Annotated in this window: 10 protein-coding genes; 5 read left to right on the top strand and 5 right to left on the bottom strand. The window is 71.0% G+C overall.

The features are described 5' to 3' along the window. Nucleotides 1-17 precede the first annotated feature (17 nt). Together ACH4U8_RS08320 and ACH4U8_RS08315 are read right to left on the bottom strand one after the other, a co-directional pair. Nucleotides 18-1,604 carry a PfaD family polyunsaturated fatty acid/polyketide biosynthesis protein gene (locus tag ACH4U8_RS08320; protein WP_379990778.1) on the bottom strand — a complete coding sequence of 529 codons (1,587 nt, stop codon included), beginning with the start codon at nt 1,602-1,604 and terminating at the stop codon, nt 18-20. A gap of 74 nt (nt 1,605-1,678) precedes the next feature. Next, on the bottom strand, nt 1,679-2,833 hold the full coding sequence (locus ACH4U8_RS08315; protein WP_395776215.1) for an SDR family oxidoreductase: 1,155 nt from the start codon (nt 2,831-2,833) through the stop codon (nt 1,679-1,681). Nucleotides 2,834-3,260: 427 nt separating this feature from the next. On the opposite strand from ACH4U8_RS08315, the gene ACH4U8_RS08310 reads away from it, so the two are divergent. From ACH4U8_RS08310 to ACH4U8_RS08300, 3 genes are all read left to right on the top strand, one after another. Further along, nucleotides 3,261-5,660: an MMPL family transporter gene (locus ACH4U8_RS08310; RefSeq protein ID WP_395776213.1), complete on the top strand. Its 2,400-nt coding sequence runs from the start codon at nt 3,261-3,263 to the stop codon at nt 5,658-5,660. Between the two features lie 300 nt (nt 5,661-5,960). Beyond that, a complete protein-coding gene (locus ACH4U8_RS08305) occupies nt 5,961-6,674 on the top strand; it encodes an alpha/beta fold hydrolase (RefSeq protein WP_360316518.1) in 714 nt (237 codons plus the stop codon). Nucleotides 6,675-6,735: 61 nt separating this feature from the next. After that, nucleotides 6,736-7,602, top strand: coding sequence for an SDR family NAD(P)-dependent oxidoreductase (locus ACH4U8_RS08300; RefSeq protein ID WP_360316516.1), 867 nt, complete (start codon nt 6,736-6,738; stop codon nt 7,600-7,602). An 88-nt stretch (nt 7,603-7,690) separates the two neighbouring features. Here the strand turns inward: ACH4U8_RS08300 and ACH4U8_RS08295 are convergent, their stop codons facing one another. The 3 genes from ACH4U8_RS08295 to ACH4U8_RS08285 form a co-directional block, all read right to left on the bottom strand. Continuing rightward, complete coding sequence (locus ACH4U8_RS08295) at nt 7,691-7,978, bottom strand: hypothetical protein (protein ID WP_395776211.1); 288 nt, start codon at nt 7,976-7,978, stop codon at nt 7,691-7,693. 239 nt (nt 7,979-8,217) lie between these two features. After that, a complete protein-coding gene (locus ACH4U8_RS08290) occupies nt 8,218-13,758 on the bottom strand; it encodes a carboxyl transferase domain-containing protein (protein ID WP_395776209.1) in 5,541 nt (1,846 codons plus the stop codon). Between the two features lie 218 nt (nt 13,759-13,976). Beyond that, nucleotides 13,977-14,816, bottom strand: coding sequence for an SDR family NAD(P)-dependent oxidoreductase (locus ACH4U8_RS08285; RefSeq protein WP_360311360.1), 840 nt, complete (start codon nt 14,814-14,816; stop codon nt 13,977-13,979). A 475-nt stretch (nt 14,817-15,291) separates the two neighbouring features. Between ACH4U8_RS08285 and ACH4U8_RS08280 the strand changes: the two genes are divergently transcribed. Both ACH4U8_RS08280 and ACH4U8_RS08275 read left to right on the top strand, forming a co-directional pair. Continuing rightward, a complete protein-coding gene (locus tag ACH4U8_RS08280; RefSeq protein ID WP_360311598.1) occupies nt 15,292-15,612 on the top strand; it encodes an acyl carrier protein in 321 nt (106 codons plus the stop codon). Next, the gene (locus ACH4U8_RS08275) at nt 15,605-16,858 is read left to right on the top strand and encodes a beta-ketoacyl-[acyl-carrier-protein] synthase family protein (protein ID WP_395776207.1); all 1,254 of its coding nucleotides are present in this window, start codon (nt 15,605-15,607) and stop codon (nt 16,856-16,858) included. The genes ACH4U8_RS08280 and ACH4U8_RS08275 overlap by 8 nt, the downstream gene beginning before the upstream one ends. The last annotated feature ends 13 nt before the right edge of the window (nt 16,859-16,871 follow it).

Below are 16,871 nucleotides of genomic sequence, written 5' to 3'. Positions count from 1 at the left end.
TCCTTGCGATGTGCGATTCAGAGCAGTTCGTGGGCGGGGAAGGTGAACGCCTGGGCGGGCAGGTCGACACCGTGGCTGCGCAGTTGTTGGGCGCGGGTCAGGACCGTCGCGCCCTCCATGAGGTTGCGGGCGATCTGCACGACGGACAGGTTCGCCGGATCGGCGAGGAAGCCGTCCCTGCGCCAGTCGTTGAACGCGCCCACCGCGGGGCCGCACCAGATCTGGTAGTCCACACTGCGGTCGGCGGCTCCGGTGGTCGCCCAGGTGCTGGACATGCCCAGGTACCAGCGGAACACCAGCGCCATCCGGTGCTTGCCGTCCACCGCCGCCCGGTCGGCCTGCGCCGGCTCCCTGGTGCGCCAGAACTCCTCGGTCTGTGCCCACACTTGGTCGACCGACTGGCGGAACATCTCGCGTTCCAGTCGGGCGATCTGGGCCGGCGGGATGTCCTCCAGCGACTCGTGGTCGCGGTAGAGCTGGAAGAGCTTGGAGGCCCGGGCGGCGAACATCGTGCCGCGACTGAGGACTTGTACCTTCGAGCCCATCTCGAACATGTCCGCGGACGGCGCCATGGCCACGTCCATGGTGTCCGCGGCCTGGAGCATCGTGCGGGCCCGGTCCGAGGTGTCGGCCTCCAGGCTGAGCTGGTTGACCGATCCGGTCACCACGTACGCGGCGCCCATCGCGAACGCGGCGGCGACCGCGTGCGGGGTGCCCAGGCCGCCGGCCGCACCGATCCTGGTACGCGGTGCGATGCCGTGCCGGTGGGCGACCGCGTCCCGCAGGGCCAGGATCTGCGGGAGGGCGGTGGACAACGGCCTGCCGTCGGTGTGCCCGCCGCTGTCGGACTCCACGGTGAGGTCGTCGACCATCGGCACACCGGCCGCCAGCGCCGCCTCGTCGGCGGTCAGCAGCCCCTCGGCGACCAGTTCGCGCAGCAGCTCGGGGGGTGCAGGTGCGAGGAACTGTTCGGCGACCTCGGGGCGCGAGACCTTGGCCATCATCATCCGCGGGCGGACCACCCGACCGTCCGCGCGCACCTGCAGCCCGGCGGCGCAACAGTGCACGAGCGCGCGGGTGACGTTGCTGAAGGCCGACACCGACACGCAGCGCACGCCGTGGGCGATGGCCAGGGCGGCCACCTCGTTCTCCCAGGCGGGCGAGTGCGGGTTGTGGATGATGTTCACCCCCCACGGGGCGTGTTCGGGCAGTTCGCGGCGCAGTTCCTCGATGGCGCGGCGAACCGCCTCGATCGGCAGTCCGGCCGCGCCGAAGATGCCCAGCAGGTCGGCCCGGGCCATCGCCTTGACCATCGCCACGCCCGCGATTCCCTGCGCCATCTCACCTGCCACGTACGGGAATCGCACGCCGTGGTCGGTGGTGAAGGAACGATCGCCGAGCCATTCGGGATACAACGGAGAGAGGGTGCCGACGACTTCGCAGCCGTCGACGGGCGCGTCACCCAGGACGGCGCCGGTCACGGAGTCGGACAGGCGCCGAACGATCGTGGCCATGCTTCGCGGTTGGCGAAGCACGGCCAGGAGACCGTCGGCGGTGGGATCCGACACGTCACGACGGGGTGCTGCCTGCAGTCCGATGGTCATGAACGGTTTCTCCTGTGGCCTTTCGGAAAGGTTGTCGGACTTCGCCGACCGTCAAAGAATCCTGTGTCGACCCGTCAAAGAATCCCGTGCGTCCCGGCCAGGAGATAGGCCATGTCGACGGTCGTCCGCGAACAGGACCCACCCAGGACACGGCGCGCGTTGCGGTCGTCGAAGACCCTGGTGTGCCGGAAATACGCGGCGAACCCGGCGTAGCTGTGAAAGCGCTGCTCGGCCGGGGAGAGATTCTCGGGCAGTTCGGGCTTGAGCACGATGCGGATGGGTGCAAATTTCTCGAAAAGATCGATGAGCGTCGCGGCGGACACGTCGTCCGGGTGCACGATGTGGTAGGTCTCCGGATCCTTGGACCGGCGTTCCGCGGCGATGCTCACGATGGCCCGCGCGGCGTCCTCGACGGGGAGGCAGTTCAGCCGCGCGTCGGCCCGTCCCTGCATGTGAATGACCGGGCGCAGGCCGCGCGGAATGGAGAGTCCGGCGATCCCTCTTTCGATCGTCGACGCGCGCAACAGGGCGCTGATGGTCTGAAAGGGGTGGGCCGGGAGTCCCGGGGCCGGCGCGCGGTCGGTCAGCAGAATGCTCGGCCTCATGATCAACGCCGGCATTCCGTTTTCCCGGGACCACTGGCGCACCAGGGATTCGGCGTCGCACTTGGACCGCTCGTATTCGTTCTCGAAGCCGTACGTGTCGATCAGGTCGGCCTCGGTGACGGTGCCCGACCGGCGGGCGCCCGCCACGAACGCGGTGCTGACATGGCAGAACGGCGCGCCGTGCGAGCTGCGCGCGGCGATGTCGAGGAAATTTTGCGTTCCGTTGACGTTCACCGGTCGGATCGCCCGGGCGCCCGTATTGAGGTCGATGTTTCCGGCGCTGTGGAGGAACATGTCGGTCCGCCGGACGAGCTTTTCCACCCGGTCGTCCGGGAGGCCGAACAGGGGGCGCTCGATATCGATGTCCACCTCGTCGGCGCGGCGGCGAAATTTCTGAATGAAATCCGGCGTCTCGCCCAGGCGCCCGAGGGCCTGGGAGATTCGGTCGATCGCACTCGTACTGCCGCGGCGCGAGAGCAGCGAGACTGAGCAATTCCGATTCACGAGTTCACGAACGAGCCGCAGACCCAGGAAACCGGTGCCGCCAGTCAATGTAACCTGCACGGTCTCATTCCTCTTCTCCGGGGGAACCGATGGCCGGTATTGCGCGTCGATCCTATCCATGGCGGGACGGTGCAATAGTCCAGGCCACGGCCCGGGAAGTCAGATTCACCGGTATGGCCTAGTTCCGTGCATGCCGACCGGTGGGCATAATTCATCATTGTCCAGACCGGCATAACGGTCAAATATCCACATCCCCATCCCGCCGATCGGACGCGTATATCCGATTCTTATACATACGATTTATTCGTATCGGGCAGCCGGGGCGGGCAATCACGAGTTGCGGTCCGCGCGGGCGGTACCCTCGTTTGCGGCACGAACAATTCCTCCGAATATCCGTGGACCCGGCGGATCATCGGCACCAGGATTCGCCCCTCGCCGGCCGCCCCGATGCGATGGCGGCCGGGGGTTCGCCACGTCCGCACCCGATCCCGGTTCACGGACGTCCTCAGCCCATCGCACAGACGACGTCGTCCTGGGAGGACACGCAATGCTCGACACCATCCCGGCACCACCTCCCGAGCACGAGACACCGGACCCGGCCGGCGACCCGCTGAGCCGCCTCGCCGGGCTGTGCGTGCGACATCGCCGGCTGATCCTGGTCGGCGCGATGATCGTGCTGGTACTGGCCGCCACGGTGGTCGCCGGCGCCCGGGACCGCTGGTCCAACGGCGGATTCACCGCGACCGGGACCCGGGCCGCCGAGGCCGAACGGGTCGCCGCCCGCTACGGGGCGAAAGCCGCGGACCTGGTCTTCTACGTCCGCGCCGGCACGTCCGTGGACGACGTCGAGGTCGCCGAGACGGGCCGCCGGCTCACCGCACTGGTCGGGGGACGACCGGGCGTGACCCGGGCGCAGTCCTACTGGAGCACCGGCTCCCCCCTGTTGCGCTCCCGGGACGGCAAGGGCGCACTGATCCGGGTCGACCTGGCGGGCACCGAACGCGACTCGGCCGTCGCCTCGCGCGCCCTGGTCCCCGCCGTGCGCAAGGCCGCCGGCGGGCTGCGGGTCGATGCCACCGGGCCCGCGTGGCTGAACGCGCAGGCCACCGACGAATCCGAACGCGACCTCAAGCGCGGGGAATTGCTGGCGGCACCGCTGACCATGATCATCCTGCTGCTGGCCTTCGGATCACTGACGGCGGCGGCGATCCCGCTCGCCGTCGGCGCCGTCTCGGTGGCCGGCGCCCTGGCGGTCCTGGCCACCTTGACACTGACCATGCCGATCACCGTGTTCGCGATCAACATCTGCGCGGCACTGGGCTTCGCACTCTCCGTCGACTACGCCCTGTTCATCGTGACCCGCTATCGCGAGGAACTCTCCCAGGGCGTCGCATCGAGCCGGGCCATCGCACGCAGCATGGCCACCGCCGGTCGTGCCGTGCTGTTCTCCGCCGCGACCGTGGCCCTGTGTCTGTCCGCGCTGTTCGTCTTCCCGCTGGAACTGCTGCGCTCGTTGGCGTGGGCGTCGATCCTGGTGGTGATCATCTCGGCGCTGACCTCGCTGCTCGTACTGCCCGCGCTGCTGGCCGTATTGGGGCCACGCCTGGATCGGCTGGACCCGTTCCGCCGCTTTCGCGGCAAGACCGCCCGCGTGGGTGGCGGCAGTCCCCTCTGGCGTCGGATCGCCACCCTGGCCACCGGCCGGGCGGTGCTGTGCGGGGGCGCCGCCGCCGCGCTCCTGCTGCTCCTGGCCGTGCCCTTCCTGCACGCGCGATTCACCACCATCGACGAGAAGATCCTGCCGACCGCCTCCGAACCACACCGCACCGCAAACCTGTTGCGCGACGACTTCGCCGACCCGCCCGAGCGGATCATCCCGGTGATCCTGCCCCGGGCGAACGCGGTGACCGACGCAGCCGAGATCGACGCGTACGCCCGACGATTGTCGGCTTTGCCCCATGTCGCGCACGTGGTCGCCGACACCGGCGACTATCGCGCCGGACTGCCGGTGCCCAGCCCGGAGTTGCCGGACACGACGACGAACGAGCCCACCCCCGACGACAGCACCCGAGTGGCCGTGCGTCCGGTGGTACCACCGGACCCGGCCCGCCCCGCCGTGCCGGGCAGCGTGTTGCGCGTGGTCGGCACCGCCGACAGCCAGGCACCGGAAACGGTCGCACTGGTGCACCGGTTGCGCACCCTGCCCGCTCCCGGGCCACGCCTGGTCGCGGGCAAGGCGGCGGAGCTGACCGACACCAAACACACGCTGCGCGAGGCACTCCCCTACGGCGCGGCGATCATGCTGGTCGGCACCCTGGTGATGCTCTTCCTGTTCACCCGCAGCGTCCTGGTGCCGATCAAGGCGGTCGTGATGGGCCTGCTCAGCATGACCGCGAGCCTGGGGGCCATCGTCTACGTCTTCCAGGACGGTCATCTGCGCCGACTGGTGGGCGACTTCGTCACCGGCGGCTCCTTGGAGACGACGATGCCGCTGCTCACCCTGGCGGTCGCCTTCGGCATCTCGGTGGACTACGAGGTCTTCCTGCTCGCCCGGATCAAGGAGGAGTTCGTGCGCACCGGGGACAACACCCGGTCGATCGTCTTCGGGATCGAGCACACCGGCCGGTTGTTCACCGCCGCGGCCCTGATCGTCGCCGCCTCCATGGTCGCGCTGACCATGTCGCACGTCACGCTGCTCAAGACGGTCGGGGTCGGCCTCGCGGTCGCGGTGGTCGTGGACGCCACCGTCGTACGCGGCGTCCTGGTCCCGGCCCTGATGCAACTCACCGGCCGGGCCAACTGGTGGGCGCCGTCCTGGTCGTTGCCCCGACGGCGCCCCCGCGAAGCCGGCCCGAAACTGCCCGACGCGCGCACCGAGGCCCAGCCCGAACTCGTCGGTCGGGCGGCGGACGCCGGCCACGACACGGCGGACCGACCGCAGTCCTGAGCGGCCGGTCGCATTCTCCGGCACGAATGGCAAATCACCGGATTCGCAAGGCTGTTCCGGTAATTCGACTTCACGCCCGCGGCATTGCCCCGTTCGGGGGATTGTTTCCGACTCGACTCCCACAAGGGCATAGAGTCTGCGCGATCGGCGGGATTTCGCCGAACACGCCAGATCCCCAAGCCTTTTCCCGTACGACGAATCGAGAATCGAGAATCGCCTGTGGAATCCATCTGCCGCCCCCTCGGAACTCGCTCTCCACGTCCGGACCTTGTCACTTTCACCACCCGGCCGCTCGCCCCGATGCGGATGTTCACCATCCCCTATGCGGGCGCGGACGCCATGATGTTCGCGCCGTGGGTCGATTACCTGCCGGATTCGGTCGAACTGACGGCCGTACGACTTCCCGGTCGTGGGGCCCGGACGGGCGAGGTCTCCCTCACCGATCCCGCGCAACTCAGCGCGATGGTGGCGGAACTCGTCCTGGAAGCGGACGACGGCCGCCCCTACGTCTTCTTCGGCCACAGCATCGGCGCGATGATCGCCTTCGACACCGTGCGCGAGCTGCGCCGTTGCGGCCACCCGATGCCGTCGTTGCTGGCCGTGTCCGCCGTTCCGCCGCCGCAGGGAGGCGCGTTCGCGCGGGCCTGCCGACCGATCCTGGTGTCCGACCAGCCCTGGCGGCAATTGGGACTCACCGACCTGCTGCCGCCCGAGGTGTTTCGGGACCAGGGCGCGATGACGGCCTTCGGGCCGCCGATGATGGCCGATCTGCTGTTGGCCCTTCAGCACCGATACGTCCACGAGGCGCCGTTGGATTGTGCGTTGAGTGTCTTCGGTGCCCGCGACGACACCCTGGTCGCCGTGGAATCCCTGTCGAATTGGCAGGAGCAGACCACCCGGCCCATCCGACTGCGCACCTACCCCGGCGGCCACCTGTACGTCCACGAGGCGTTGCCGAGTCTGCTGACGGACCTCTCCACCGATCTGCGCACCACCGTCGGCGCCTTCTCCTGAGTTTCGGGGCCGGGCCCGTCGTTCGAAGTTGTCGAGTGTGTCGAGTGTTTGGAGTGAATCCGTGATTCGAGACTACGCAGGACGCGTGTGCACGGTGACGGGAGCCGCTTCCGGAATCGGCCGGGCACTCGCGTTGGCCCTGGCCGAACACGGCGCGCGGTTGGCCCTGTCCGACGTCGACGCGGAGGGGCTGACCGCGACCGCGGAGCAGGCCCGGCAGGCGGGTGCGGAACAGGTGCACGCCGACGTGGTCGACGTCGCGCAGCGCACCATGGTGCAGGACTGGGCGGACACCACCGCGGCGCGCTTCGGCCAGGTCAACCTGGTGATCAACAACGCCGGAGTGGCGTTGACCGCGAGCGTGGACGAGATGGAGTGGGCCGACTTCGAATGGATCATGGGCGTCAACTTCTGGGGCGTGGCACACGGCACCAAGGCTTTCCTGCCGCACCTGCGCCGGGCCGATCCGGCCCACGGGGCGCACGTCGTCAACGTCTCCTCCTCGTTCGGCCTGTTCGGCATGCCCATGCGCAGCGCCTATTCGGCGACGAAGTACGCCGTCCGGGGCTTCTCCGAGTCGCTGCGCAACGAACTGCGCCGTGAGGGCAGCCCGATCGGGGTGACCACCGCGTATCCCGGCGGGATCAAGACCTCGATCGTGCACAACTCGCGGGCGGCGGAGGGAACCGACCGCGCCGAGGTCGCCGCGGTGCACGACTCGTTGTCCAAGACCACGGCCCAGGACGCGGCGCGGGTGATCCTCACCGGCGTGCGCAAGGGTCGCACCCGCCTGTGCATCGGCCTCGACGCGAAGGTCATGGACCTGGGCACCAGGTTGCTGGGGCCCGCGTTCGAACCGGTCGTGCACGCCTCGATCGAACGCGCGCGGACGAAGGTCGTGCGCGCGGGTGCGGGCGCCGGGCGGTAGCCGATTCGGCCCCGCACACAGACGACCGCGGCCTGCTCGATCCGATCGGATCGAGCAGGCCGCGGTCGTGTCCGTGGTGGTGCGACGCCTACCGGAGGCCGCCCCAACCGCCGCCGCCACCTTCGCCGCCACCACCGCCACCGCCCCACGGGCCCCAGCCGCCGCCCCCGCCGCCGCCGTGGGCGTCACCGCCGCCGTAGCCCCAACCGCCGGCGCCACCACCACCGCCACCGCCCCAGCCACCCGACTTCGGAGCCGACGACTCCGTGGACGGGTCGCCGTCGGCCCCCAGCGAGAACGCCGGCGCGACCGAGGCGGCGCCCGCCATCAACAGCGCCGCGACAACGGTGACCGAGGCGCGCGTGATCCTGCGCATGAAATCCCCTTACCTTCGAACCCGACCACCCCGGGCGGGGTGGTCGGGTTCATCCTGAACACAGATCGGCGGCGGATTTTCCGGGAGCAGGCCGGCAAACGGCCCACCGCTATCGGGATTTCGGGCATCGTCGCTGCTCATCGCCCCGGTCGACGAATTTCCGAACCACCCCTACGGACGCACGCCGCATTGCTGCATTCGGGCGACCGGCCGCGGGTGGGCCGGGCGCTGCGGCGGACTCAACCGGGTGTGTGCTCGGGTACCGGCGTGCGAAGTGCGAGCGACTCGGCCCGCGTTGCCTCGACCCGGGGGCCGGAAGCCGGGTACAGGCGGGACTCGATGGCCTCGATGATCCGCGGACGCAGTTCCTCGGCCCGGATCACCACATCGACGGAGCCGACCTCGACCGCCCGCCGGATGTCGTGCACGCGGTCGAACTCCGCGGCCACCTCGCCGAGTTTCTCCGCCCGGACCGACGCGCGCAGTTCGTCGAGCTCGGCCTTCGCGGTGGACCGCGCCGCGCCGAAGGTGGTCGCGACGCGGGCCTCCTGCTCCCGCACCCTGGGGTCGGCGGCGGTCCGGGCGTGCACGTCGCCGGCGAACACCACCGCGGCGGCGGGGGCGCCGCCCAGGACCGAGGCGTACGAGCCCTCCAACGCGAGTACGGTCATGTTCGGGTTGAGCGCCTTGGAGAAGACCACGAACGCGCCGCCGTGGTAGCGGGAGATGACGCAGAAGACGATCGGGCCGTCGAAGTTGACGACGGCTCGGCCGATTTCGGCGCCGTACTCCAGTTGCAGCTTGCGCATCGACTCGGGCGAGCCGTCGAACCCGGACAGGTTCGCCAGCACCACCAGCGGCCGGTTGCCCGAGGCCGCGTTGATCGCCCGTGCGACCTTCTTCGACGACTGCGGGAACAGGGTGCCGGCGGTGTAGGTGTCCGGGCCGTCGGTGGGCGGGAAGCCGAGGCGCGGCACCGACCGCGACTCGATCCCGATCAGGCACACCGGCACGCCGCCCAGACGCACGTCCTGCACCGCCGCGGTGTCCGCGTCGGCCATCCCCGCCCAGCGCTCCGATACCGGGTGGTCCTGGTCGGACAGCGCCCGCATCACGGTACGGATGTCGAACGGCTTCTTGCGATCCGGGTTGTGCTCCGCCGAGAAGATCTCGCCGACGGCGGCGAAGTCGCTGCCCGCCAGCACGTGCGGGAAGTCGCGGATGTCCCGGTCGATCGGATCGATCGTGCCCGCCCGCCGCGGCATCCGCTCGCCGGGTGCGACGTAGGTGTGGTCGTAGTGCTCCATCAGCACGTCGCGCGCGGCGCTCAGGTTCGGCGCCCAGTACTGCGCCTGGCCGTTGGGCCCCATCACCCGGTCGTAGCCGCCGATACCGAAGTTGTCCTCGGCCGAGACACCCCCGGAGAAGTCCAACGACTGCTTGCCGGTGAGCACCATCGCCGAGTCCGGCGTCATCACCAGGATGCCCTTGGTGTGCATCAGCATGGTCGCCTCGGCGTTCCAGTACGGCTGGGCGCCCACGGTGATCCCGGCGACCACGATGTTGATCTCGCCGCCGTCCTGGGTGAACGTGACGATGCGCTTGAGCGCCGCCGCCACCCAGTCCATGTTCTCGGTGCCCGAGGTCATCGAGATCCGCGCACCCGCCGACAACGCGAACCACTCCACCGGCACCCGCAGGCGCTCGGCCAGGTCGAGCGCGGCGATCACCCGGCGGCACTCCGGCTCGGACAACGCGCCGAGCGACTTGGTCGGGTCGCCGAGCAAGACGACCCTGGTGACGCCCTGGGGATGCAGCGCGGTCGGCGTGTCGACCACACCGACGACGATCGCCGCGGTGTTGTTGCCCCGCGGCCGGTCGACCGGCACCAGCAGGTTCGCGTCGTCCAGGTCGTACTCGACGAACTCGCCCAACAAGCGTGTGAGTTCATACGGATACACGGTCTTGCGAGCGGCCGCGCGCAGCACCTTGCTGCGGTAGTCGTCGACCGGCTCGACCGGCTCGACCGAGCGCTCGCCGACGGTGAGTTCGGTGCCGCCGGAGGCGTCGAAGGCGATCCGCACCGCGATCTTGCCCAGTTCGCCGCTGCTCCGGTCGCGCCGGCGGGCGATGAACACGATCTCCTCCAACCCGGCGCCCTCGATCGTGGGCACCACGCGCTCGGCGATCGTCTCCAGCTCCGCGCGGGTGATCTCGCTCGGCGGCCAGACGTAGATCACGATCCGGTTGGTGTCGGCGTACTTCCCCGCCGGTCGGCGCGACTGGGCGCGGCGGATCGAGTCGAGGCAGGTGGCGACGACGTTCTCGGCCGTCGGCAGCGCGACCAGCCTGCCGTCGTGATCGCGCAGCTCGGTCAGGTCCCGGACCTGGGCGAAGGCGACCAGGCGGTCGTCGCTGGGGTTCGCCCGCGCGACGCACCGGAACAGGTAGACCTCCTCGTCCGAGGACGGCAATCGGGTGAGGTCGAACTCGCTCAGCCGCTCCAACTGCATGCGCCGCGCGATGTACGGGTGCAGACCCCGGATCAGCCGCTCCTCGGCCATCCCGGTGCCGGTCGGGCGGAAGGTGAAGTGGTGGTGCATCACCGCGCCGCCGCGGCCCGCGACGGTGGCGGTGATCCTGCGGACCGGGTTCGACAGCGGGTTCGCGTCCAGCACCTCGCGAAGCGCCGCCGCCATCGCGTCGGGGTCCGCCGGCTGCTTCTCCCAGGCGAGATAGACGTCGGCCTCGACCGCCTCCTCGCCGGCCGCCGTTTCGGCGAGCCCGCGCAGCACGTCGCCCAGTTCGTCGAACCGCACCGCGGCGGAGACCAGGCGCGAGCCCGCGCGCTCGGCGACCACGAACGTGCACCCCGCGGCCCGGCTCGAACGCACGCCGGTGAGGCCCTTGTTGCCGTAGTAGCGCCGGGTCAGCACCTCCAGCATGACGGTGTTGTCCAGGTCGTCGCGGACGAGTCGGCGGCCCAGCAGCCGCACCAGCGGTTCGGTGCTGCGCACCATCGCGGCGATCCGCTCGGCGCGGTCCGGGGTGTCCGGGTGCGCGTCCAAATGCCGCAGGTGCCTGCGGACCGCGGTGTAGACGCGGGCGCGGTTGCGTCGCAGCAGCGGCTGCGCCAACCAGGCGAACACCAGGCCCCGGGCGAGGTCGGCGACCGCGGGGAAACGGACCTGGGTCGCGGCCACCAGCCGCTCCAGGGCGTGCCCGACGGCCTCGCTCAGCGTCGCGTCCGGCGGCCCCTCCCGCAGCCACACCCGCAACAGCGTGGTGACGACGGTGACGTCGGCGGCCGCGCGTTGGCGACCGAGGAAGATCCGGAACACCGCGGCTTCCAACTCGGCCGAGGGCTCCGACTCGGTGACGCCGTAGTGCCCCAGGGCCTTGGCGAGTTTGGCCCGGAACGCCTCGGGCAGTCCGGCCCGTTCGACGTCGAGGCTTTGCAGGTAGGTGTGGAAGTGTTCGCGGGCGCTGTGCACATGGCCCTCGCCGCCGCCGTCCTCGCCCGCCGGGCGGTTGCGGCTCAACTCGGCGAGGTCGGCGAACAGGTCGAGGAGTTCGAGTTCCTGGGCCAGTGGTCGTTCGTGGCCGTCCGCGATGGCCGCCCGGCGCGCGGCGAGGTAGTCGTCCAGGACCCGGCGTTCGTCGTGCGGATCGACGTCGAAGCCCAGCAGCAGGCCGCGCAGGTCCTCCCGGCCGCGCGCGGCGCGCTCCGCCGTCGGGACCGCCTCGGAAGCGACCGGCAGATCCAGTTCCACGGACGCGGTGTCCTCGACCTCGGCGTCGTCGTCGCCGAGCGGCTCCAGGCGCATCAGCGGTGCCCCGGTGTCCACCTGACTGCCCACGGACACGGCGCATTCCTTGAGTCGCGCCCGGAACGGCGCGCGCAGCACCGTCTCCATCTTCATGCTCTCCAGCACGAGCACCGGGGCGCCCGCCTCGACCTCGGCGCCGACCTCCAGCGGCGTCGCGACCACCAGCGCGGGAGCGGGCGAGCGCACCACGCCGCCCTCGTCGCGGCCGACCCGGTGCGTGACGCCGTCGACCTCGACCAGGTGGATCGGCCCGTGGGTGGCGGTGAGCAGGTGGTACGCGGTGCCGTTGACCAGGATCTGCCCGGTGTGGCAATCGAAGCGGTCGAGTTCGACGTCGGCGGTGCGCACCACGTCACCCGCCTGGATACCGACCCGGAACCGATGCGGGCCCACTCGTGCGACCCGCACCCGGTAGCCCACGCCGCGCAGCTTCAGATCCAGCGGTCGGCCGCTCTCGTGCCGCACCTGGGGGCGTCCGCCCGAGGCGGTGGACAACAACCGCTGCCGCTCGACGCGTTCCTCCTCCTCGTACGCCTCGATGGCGGCGGCGGCCAGCGCCACGGCGGAATGCCGATGCGTGACGAGCCGGCCCTCGGCGCGCACCCGGTCGATCCAGCCGGTGTCCGCGCTGCCGTCGATCACCTCGGGCTGGTCGAGCAGGTCGAGCACGAAGCTCTTGTTCGTCGCGCCACCCTCGATGATCACCCTGGTCTGCGACATCGCCCGGCGCAGTCGGCCGAGCGCCTCCTCGCGATCGTGGCCGTAGGCGATGATCTTCGCGATCATCGAGTCGAAGTCGGCGGGGATGGTGTCGCCTTCGCCGACGCCGGTGTCCACCCGGATGCCGGGGCCGGTGGGCGGGTCGAAGCGCACGATGCGGCCCGGTGAGGGCGCGAAGTCGCGGTCGGGGTCCTCCGCGTTCAGCCGGGCCTCGATGGCGTGCCCGCGCTCCGCCGGCGGCGCGCCGTGCAGCCGGCCGCCCGACGCCACCCGCAGTTGTGCCTTGACCAGGTCGAATCCGGTGGTGCACTCGGTGATGGGATGTTCGACCTGGAGGCGGGTGTTGACCTCCAGGAAGGCGAACTGCCGGTCGCCGGGGTGGTAGAGGAACTCCACGGTCGCCGCGCCGCGGTAGTCGACGGCGACGGCCAGTCGTTCGGCCGCCGCCTTGAGTTCGGCGGCCTGTTCGGCGTCCAGGACCGGCGACGCCGACTCCTCGATGATCTTCTGGTTGCGCCGCTGGATCGAGCAGTCGCGGACGCCCAGTGCCCACGCGGTGCCCGCCCCGTCGGCGATCACCTGTACCTCGACGTGCCGGGCGCCGGTGACCAGGCGCTCCAGGAACACTACGCCGCTGCCGAACGCCCGCTCGGCCTCCTGGCTGGTGCGCTCGTAGGCGTCGGTCAGTTCGGCCTCGCCGGTGACCACCCGGATGCCGCGCCCGCCCCCGCCCGCGGTGGCCTTCAGCATCAGCGGGTAGCCGATCCGGGCCGCCGCCGCCAACGCGGCGTCCAGGGTCTCGACCGCGCCCCGGCTCCACGGCGCGACGGGCACGCCGACCTCTTCGGCGATGAGCTTCGCGTAGATCTTGTCCCCGAGGCGGCGCATCGCCTCCGCGCTCGGTCCGACGAAGGTGACGCCGACCCTCTCGCACAGTTCCGCGAACGCGGGATCCTCGGCGACGAAGCCCCAGCCGACCCACGCGGCGTCCGCGCCGGTGGCCCGCAACGCGCGCTCCAGGACCGCGTGATCGAGGTAGGGGCGCGCGGACGCGGGGCCGAGATCGTAGGACAGGTCGGCCTCGCGCACGAAGCCGGCCGCGCGGTCGACGTCGGTGTGCAGGGCGACCGTCTCGATCCGGGTCCCTGTTTCCTGGGCCAACTCCCGCACGGCGTGGATGAGCCGCATCGCGGCCTCACCACGATTGACGATGGCGACACGACTGAACACTCGACGGACCCCTCCTGTGAACCAACGATGTGCGCTCTGCGACACGGCAGTTCCACCGGTGACGACGTTTCGTCGACCGGCCGTGGCGGTGTCGCAGACCGGGCAGGCTACAGGGAGCAGACCGTTGGAAACGACCACGAATCGCCGCATGCCCAAGACCGATCGGGGCGAACCGGAGAGAGCCGAGGCCCGGGTCCCGATGATCGCCTGATCGGTCGTCACCCGTTCGGCGCAGCGCCGCTGGTCGCCTCGTGCGCCGGTCGGGTGTCGCGGCCGTGGGGCCGGTCCGGGCCGGTGCTGAAGTCCTTGGCCAGGCCGGGCATGCCCAGGGTCCGGTACGGGGCGTGCCGCAGCAGGGCCGCCAGCACCTTGTAGCGCAGGCTCGGCACGCACACGACCGGTGGACGGCGCCGGTGGATGGCCCGTACCGCCTGCTTCGCGACGTAGGACGAGGCGAGCGTGAGCGCGGGGGGCGGCGCGCCGATGCCGGCTCGCAGGTGGAACTGCGATCCGGTGTAGCCGAGCACCAGCGCGGTCAGCGCGACGGGCGACGTGCGGATGCGTCGGGAGTAGGCGAACGACTGGGTCATCGCCAACTCGTACGCCTTGGTCGCGCCGTACGCCGTGCCCTGCCAGGCGGGTCCGACGGCGGCCACCGAGGACACGGTCAGGATCCGCCCGCCGCCCCGGCGGAGCATGTCGGGCAGGGCCGCGTGGACGAGCCGGGAGGGGGCGATCACGTTGAGGGCGAGCATGCGTTGCTCGTCCGCCCAGGCCGTGCGGTCGAAGGACGTGCCCAGGGCCGCGCCGGCGTTGTTGATCAGGATGTCGACGTCGCACGCCGCTTCGGCCACCCGTTCGAGATCGGCCTCGACGGTCAGGTCGGCGGGCAACGTGCTTGCCTTGATGTCGTGTTCGGTCGCGAGTTCGACCGCGAGTCGGTCCAGCGGCTCGACACCGCGGGCGACCAGGATCAGATCGTGGCCGCGGCCGGCGAGGGCGCGGGCGAGGTCGGCGCCGAGACCACAACTGGCGCCGGTGACCAGGGCCGTGGACATTATTGCCTCCATCTCGGAACGGGTGTCGGAACGAACCCCGTACGGGCGTCGGAGCGAGCGCGAGCGCACCGCGCGGCGCCCGAGGGACGTCGACGGCTCGGGCCGACGGGGTCCCGGCGCCGGTGGGGCTCGGGTGGGCGACCGCCCGCGGCCCATCTCGCGCACCCGGACGGCTGGTTAACCGCGCGGCCTGGGAAAGGTCACGCCTGCGGCCGCCGTCGTGCGTCCATGGCCCCGATGGTTGCGTACTTGCGGGTGAACATCGCGGCCTGCTCCCGATGCCGTTCCCGACCCATCACCCCAGGTGAAAGGCGGGTTCGGGGGCGTCGGGGCGGCCGCGCGGGAGTTTTGCGCCCGACCTCGCCACCGATACACAAGATGCTCGATCGCATACCCGATCGGGGTTGTTGGTACGGCGACGCGCCGCCGGGTGTGCGCGGTCCGACCGAGCAGGAAGGCATTCCCCGTGTACGCGATGCTGTGTGAGTTGCTGGTCCAGGAGTTCGGCATCGACGCCGCGGATATCGTTCCCGAAGCGACGTTCGACTCGCTGGAGTTGGACTCGCTGTCGCTGGCGGAACTGGCGGTCATCGTCGCGGACCAGACGGACAAGGACTTCGGCGGGCTCGGCAACCTGGACAAGGACACCACGTTGGTCGAGGCCGCCGCGGCGTTCGAGGCGGCGCCGCGGGCCGAGCCGTTCGGCCGGGCGATCCCCGGTCCGGCGACGCCCGCCGATGCGCCCGCCGCCGCCCCGGCCGCGGCTCCGGTCCATGCCTCGTCCTCGGATGGCTGAGTTGGTTGCCGCCGAGGTCGCGGTCACCGGTCTGGGCCTGGTCACCGCCGGCGGGATCGGCGTCGAGGCCACCTGGCGAACCGTGTGCGCGGGCGTTTCCACGGCTCGCCGCGACCCGGTCCTGGCCGGCCTGCCCGTGGACGTCTGCTGCGCGGTCCCGGGCTTCGACGGGGACGCCCTGCTGGGCCGACGGTTGTCCCGCCGGATGGATCGTCCCGCGCAGATGACCGTCGTCGCCGCCCGCGAGGCCATGGCGGACGCCGCCCTGGATCCGCACGCCTGGGACCCCACCCGGGTCGGCGTGATCATCGGCGCGGGCGGTCCGAGCATGGAATCCCTGACCGAGGCGATGGCGCGGCTGAGCGCGGATCGGGTCACCGCGATCTCCCCGGCCGCGCTGCCCCGTTCCCTGCCGAACACGGCCGGCAGCGAGGTCGCCCTGGATCTGGGCGCCCAGGGCACCAACTTCGCCCCCGCCGCCGGCTGCGCGTCCGGGGCCACCGCGCTGGGCGTCGCCCGGGACCTGGTGCGCGCGGGCACCCTGGACATCGTCTTCGCCGGTGGCGCGGACACGATGTGCAACCGCATCACCGCCGCGGCCTTCGCCCAACTGGGCGCCCTGTCCACCCGTTCCGGCGACCCGGACCGGGCCTGTCGGCCGTTCGACGCCGACCGGGACGGATTCGTCCTGGGCGAGGGCATCGGGGTCCTGGTCCTGGAGCGGCTGGAGCACGCGCGTGCTCGTGGGGCTCGGGTGCGGGCCCTGCTGTCCGGCTACGGCTCCGCGAACGACGCCTATCACCTCACCGCGCCGCACCCCGACGGTCGCGGTGCCCGAATCGCCACCCGCGCGGCCCTGGCCGACGCCGGTTGGAGCCCGGGCGACGTCGACCACGTCAACGCGCACGGCACCGGCACGGTCCTCAACGACGCCGCCGAGGCCCGCTTTCTCGCGGCCACCTTCGCACACCGCCCGCCGGTCACCGCCGTCAAGAGCGTCCTGGGCCACTCCGGTGGCGCGGGCGGCGCGATCGAGGCGGCCGTGACCGTCCTGACCCTCGAACACGGGAGCATCCCGCCCACCGCCAATCACCGGTGCACCGACCCCGACATGGATCTGGACGTCGTTGCCAAGGCCCCGCGCCGCCCCGCCCGCCTGCACACCGCGATCTCCACCTCGGTCGCGTTCGGTGGTCAAAACGCCGTCCTCGCCTTCCGCGCAGCAACCTCAGGAGCCCCCGCATGACCGTGACCCGAGC

The sequence above is a fragment of the Embleya sp. NPDC020886 genome (assembly GCF_044333915.1).
Classification (GTDB): domain Bacteria; phylum Actinomycetota; class Actinomycetes; order Streptomycetales; family Streptomycetaceae; genus Embleya.
The sequence above is the reverse complement of the archived record's forward strand: the minus strand, read 5'-3'. Positions and strand labels throughout refer to the sequence as shown.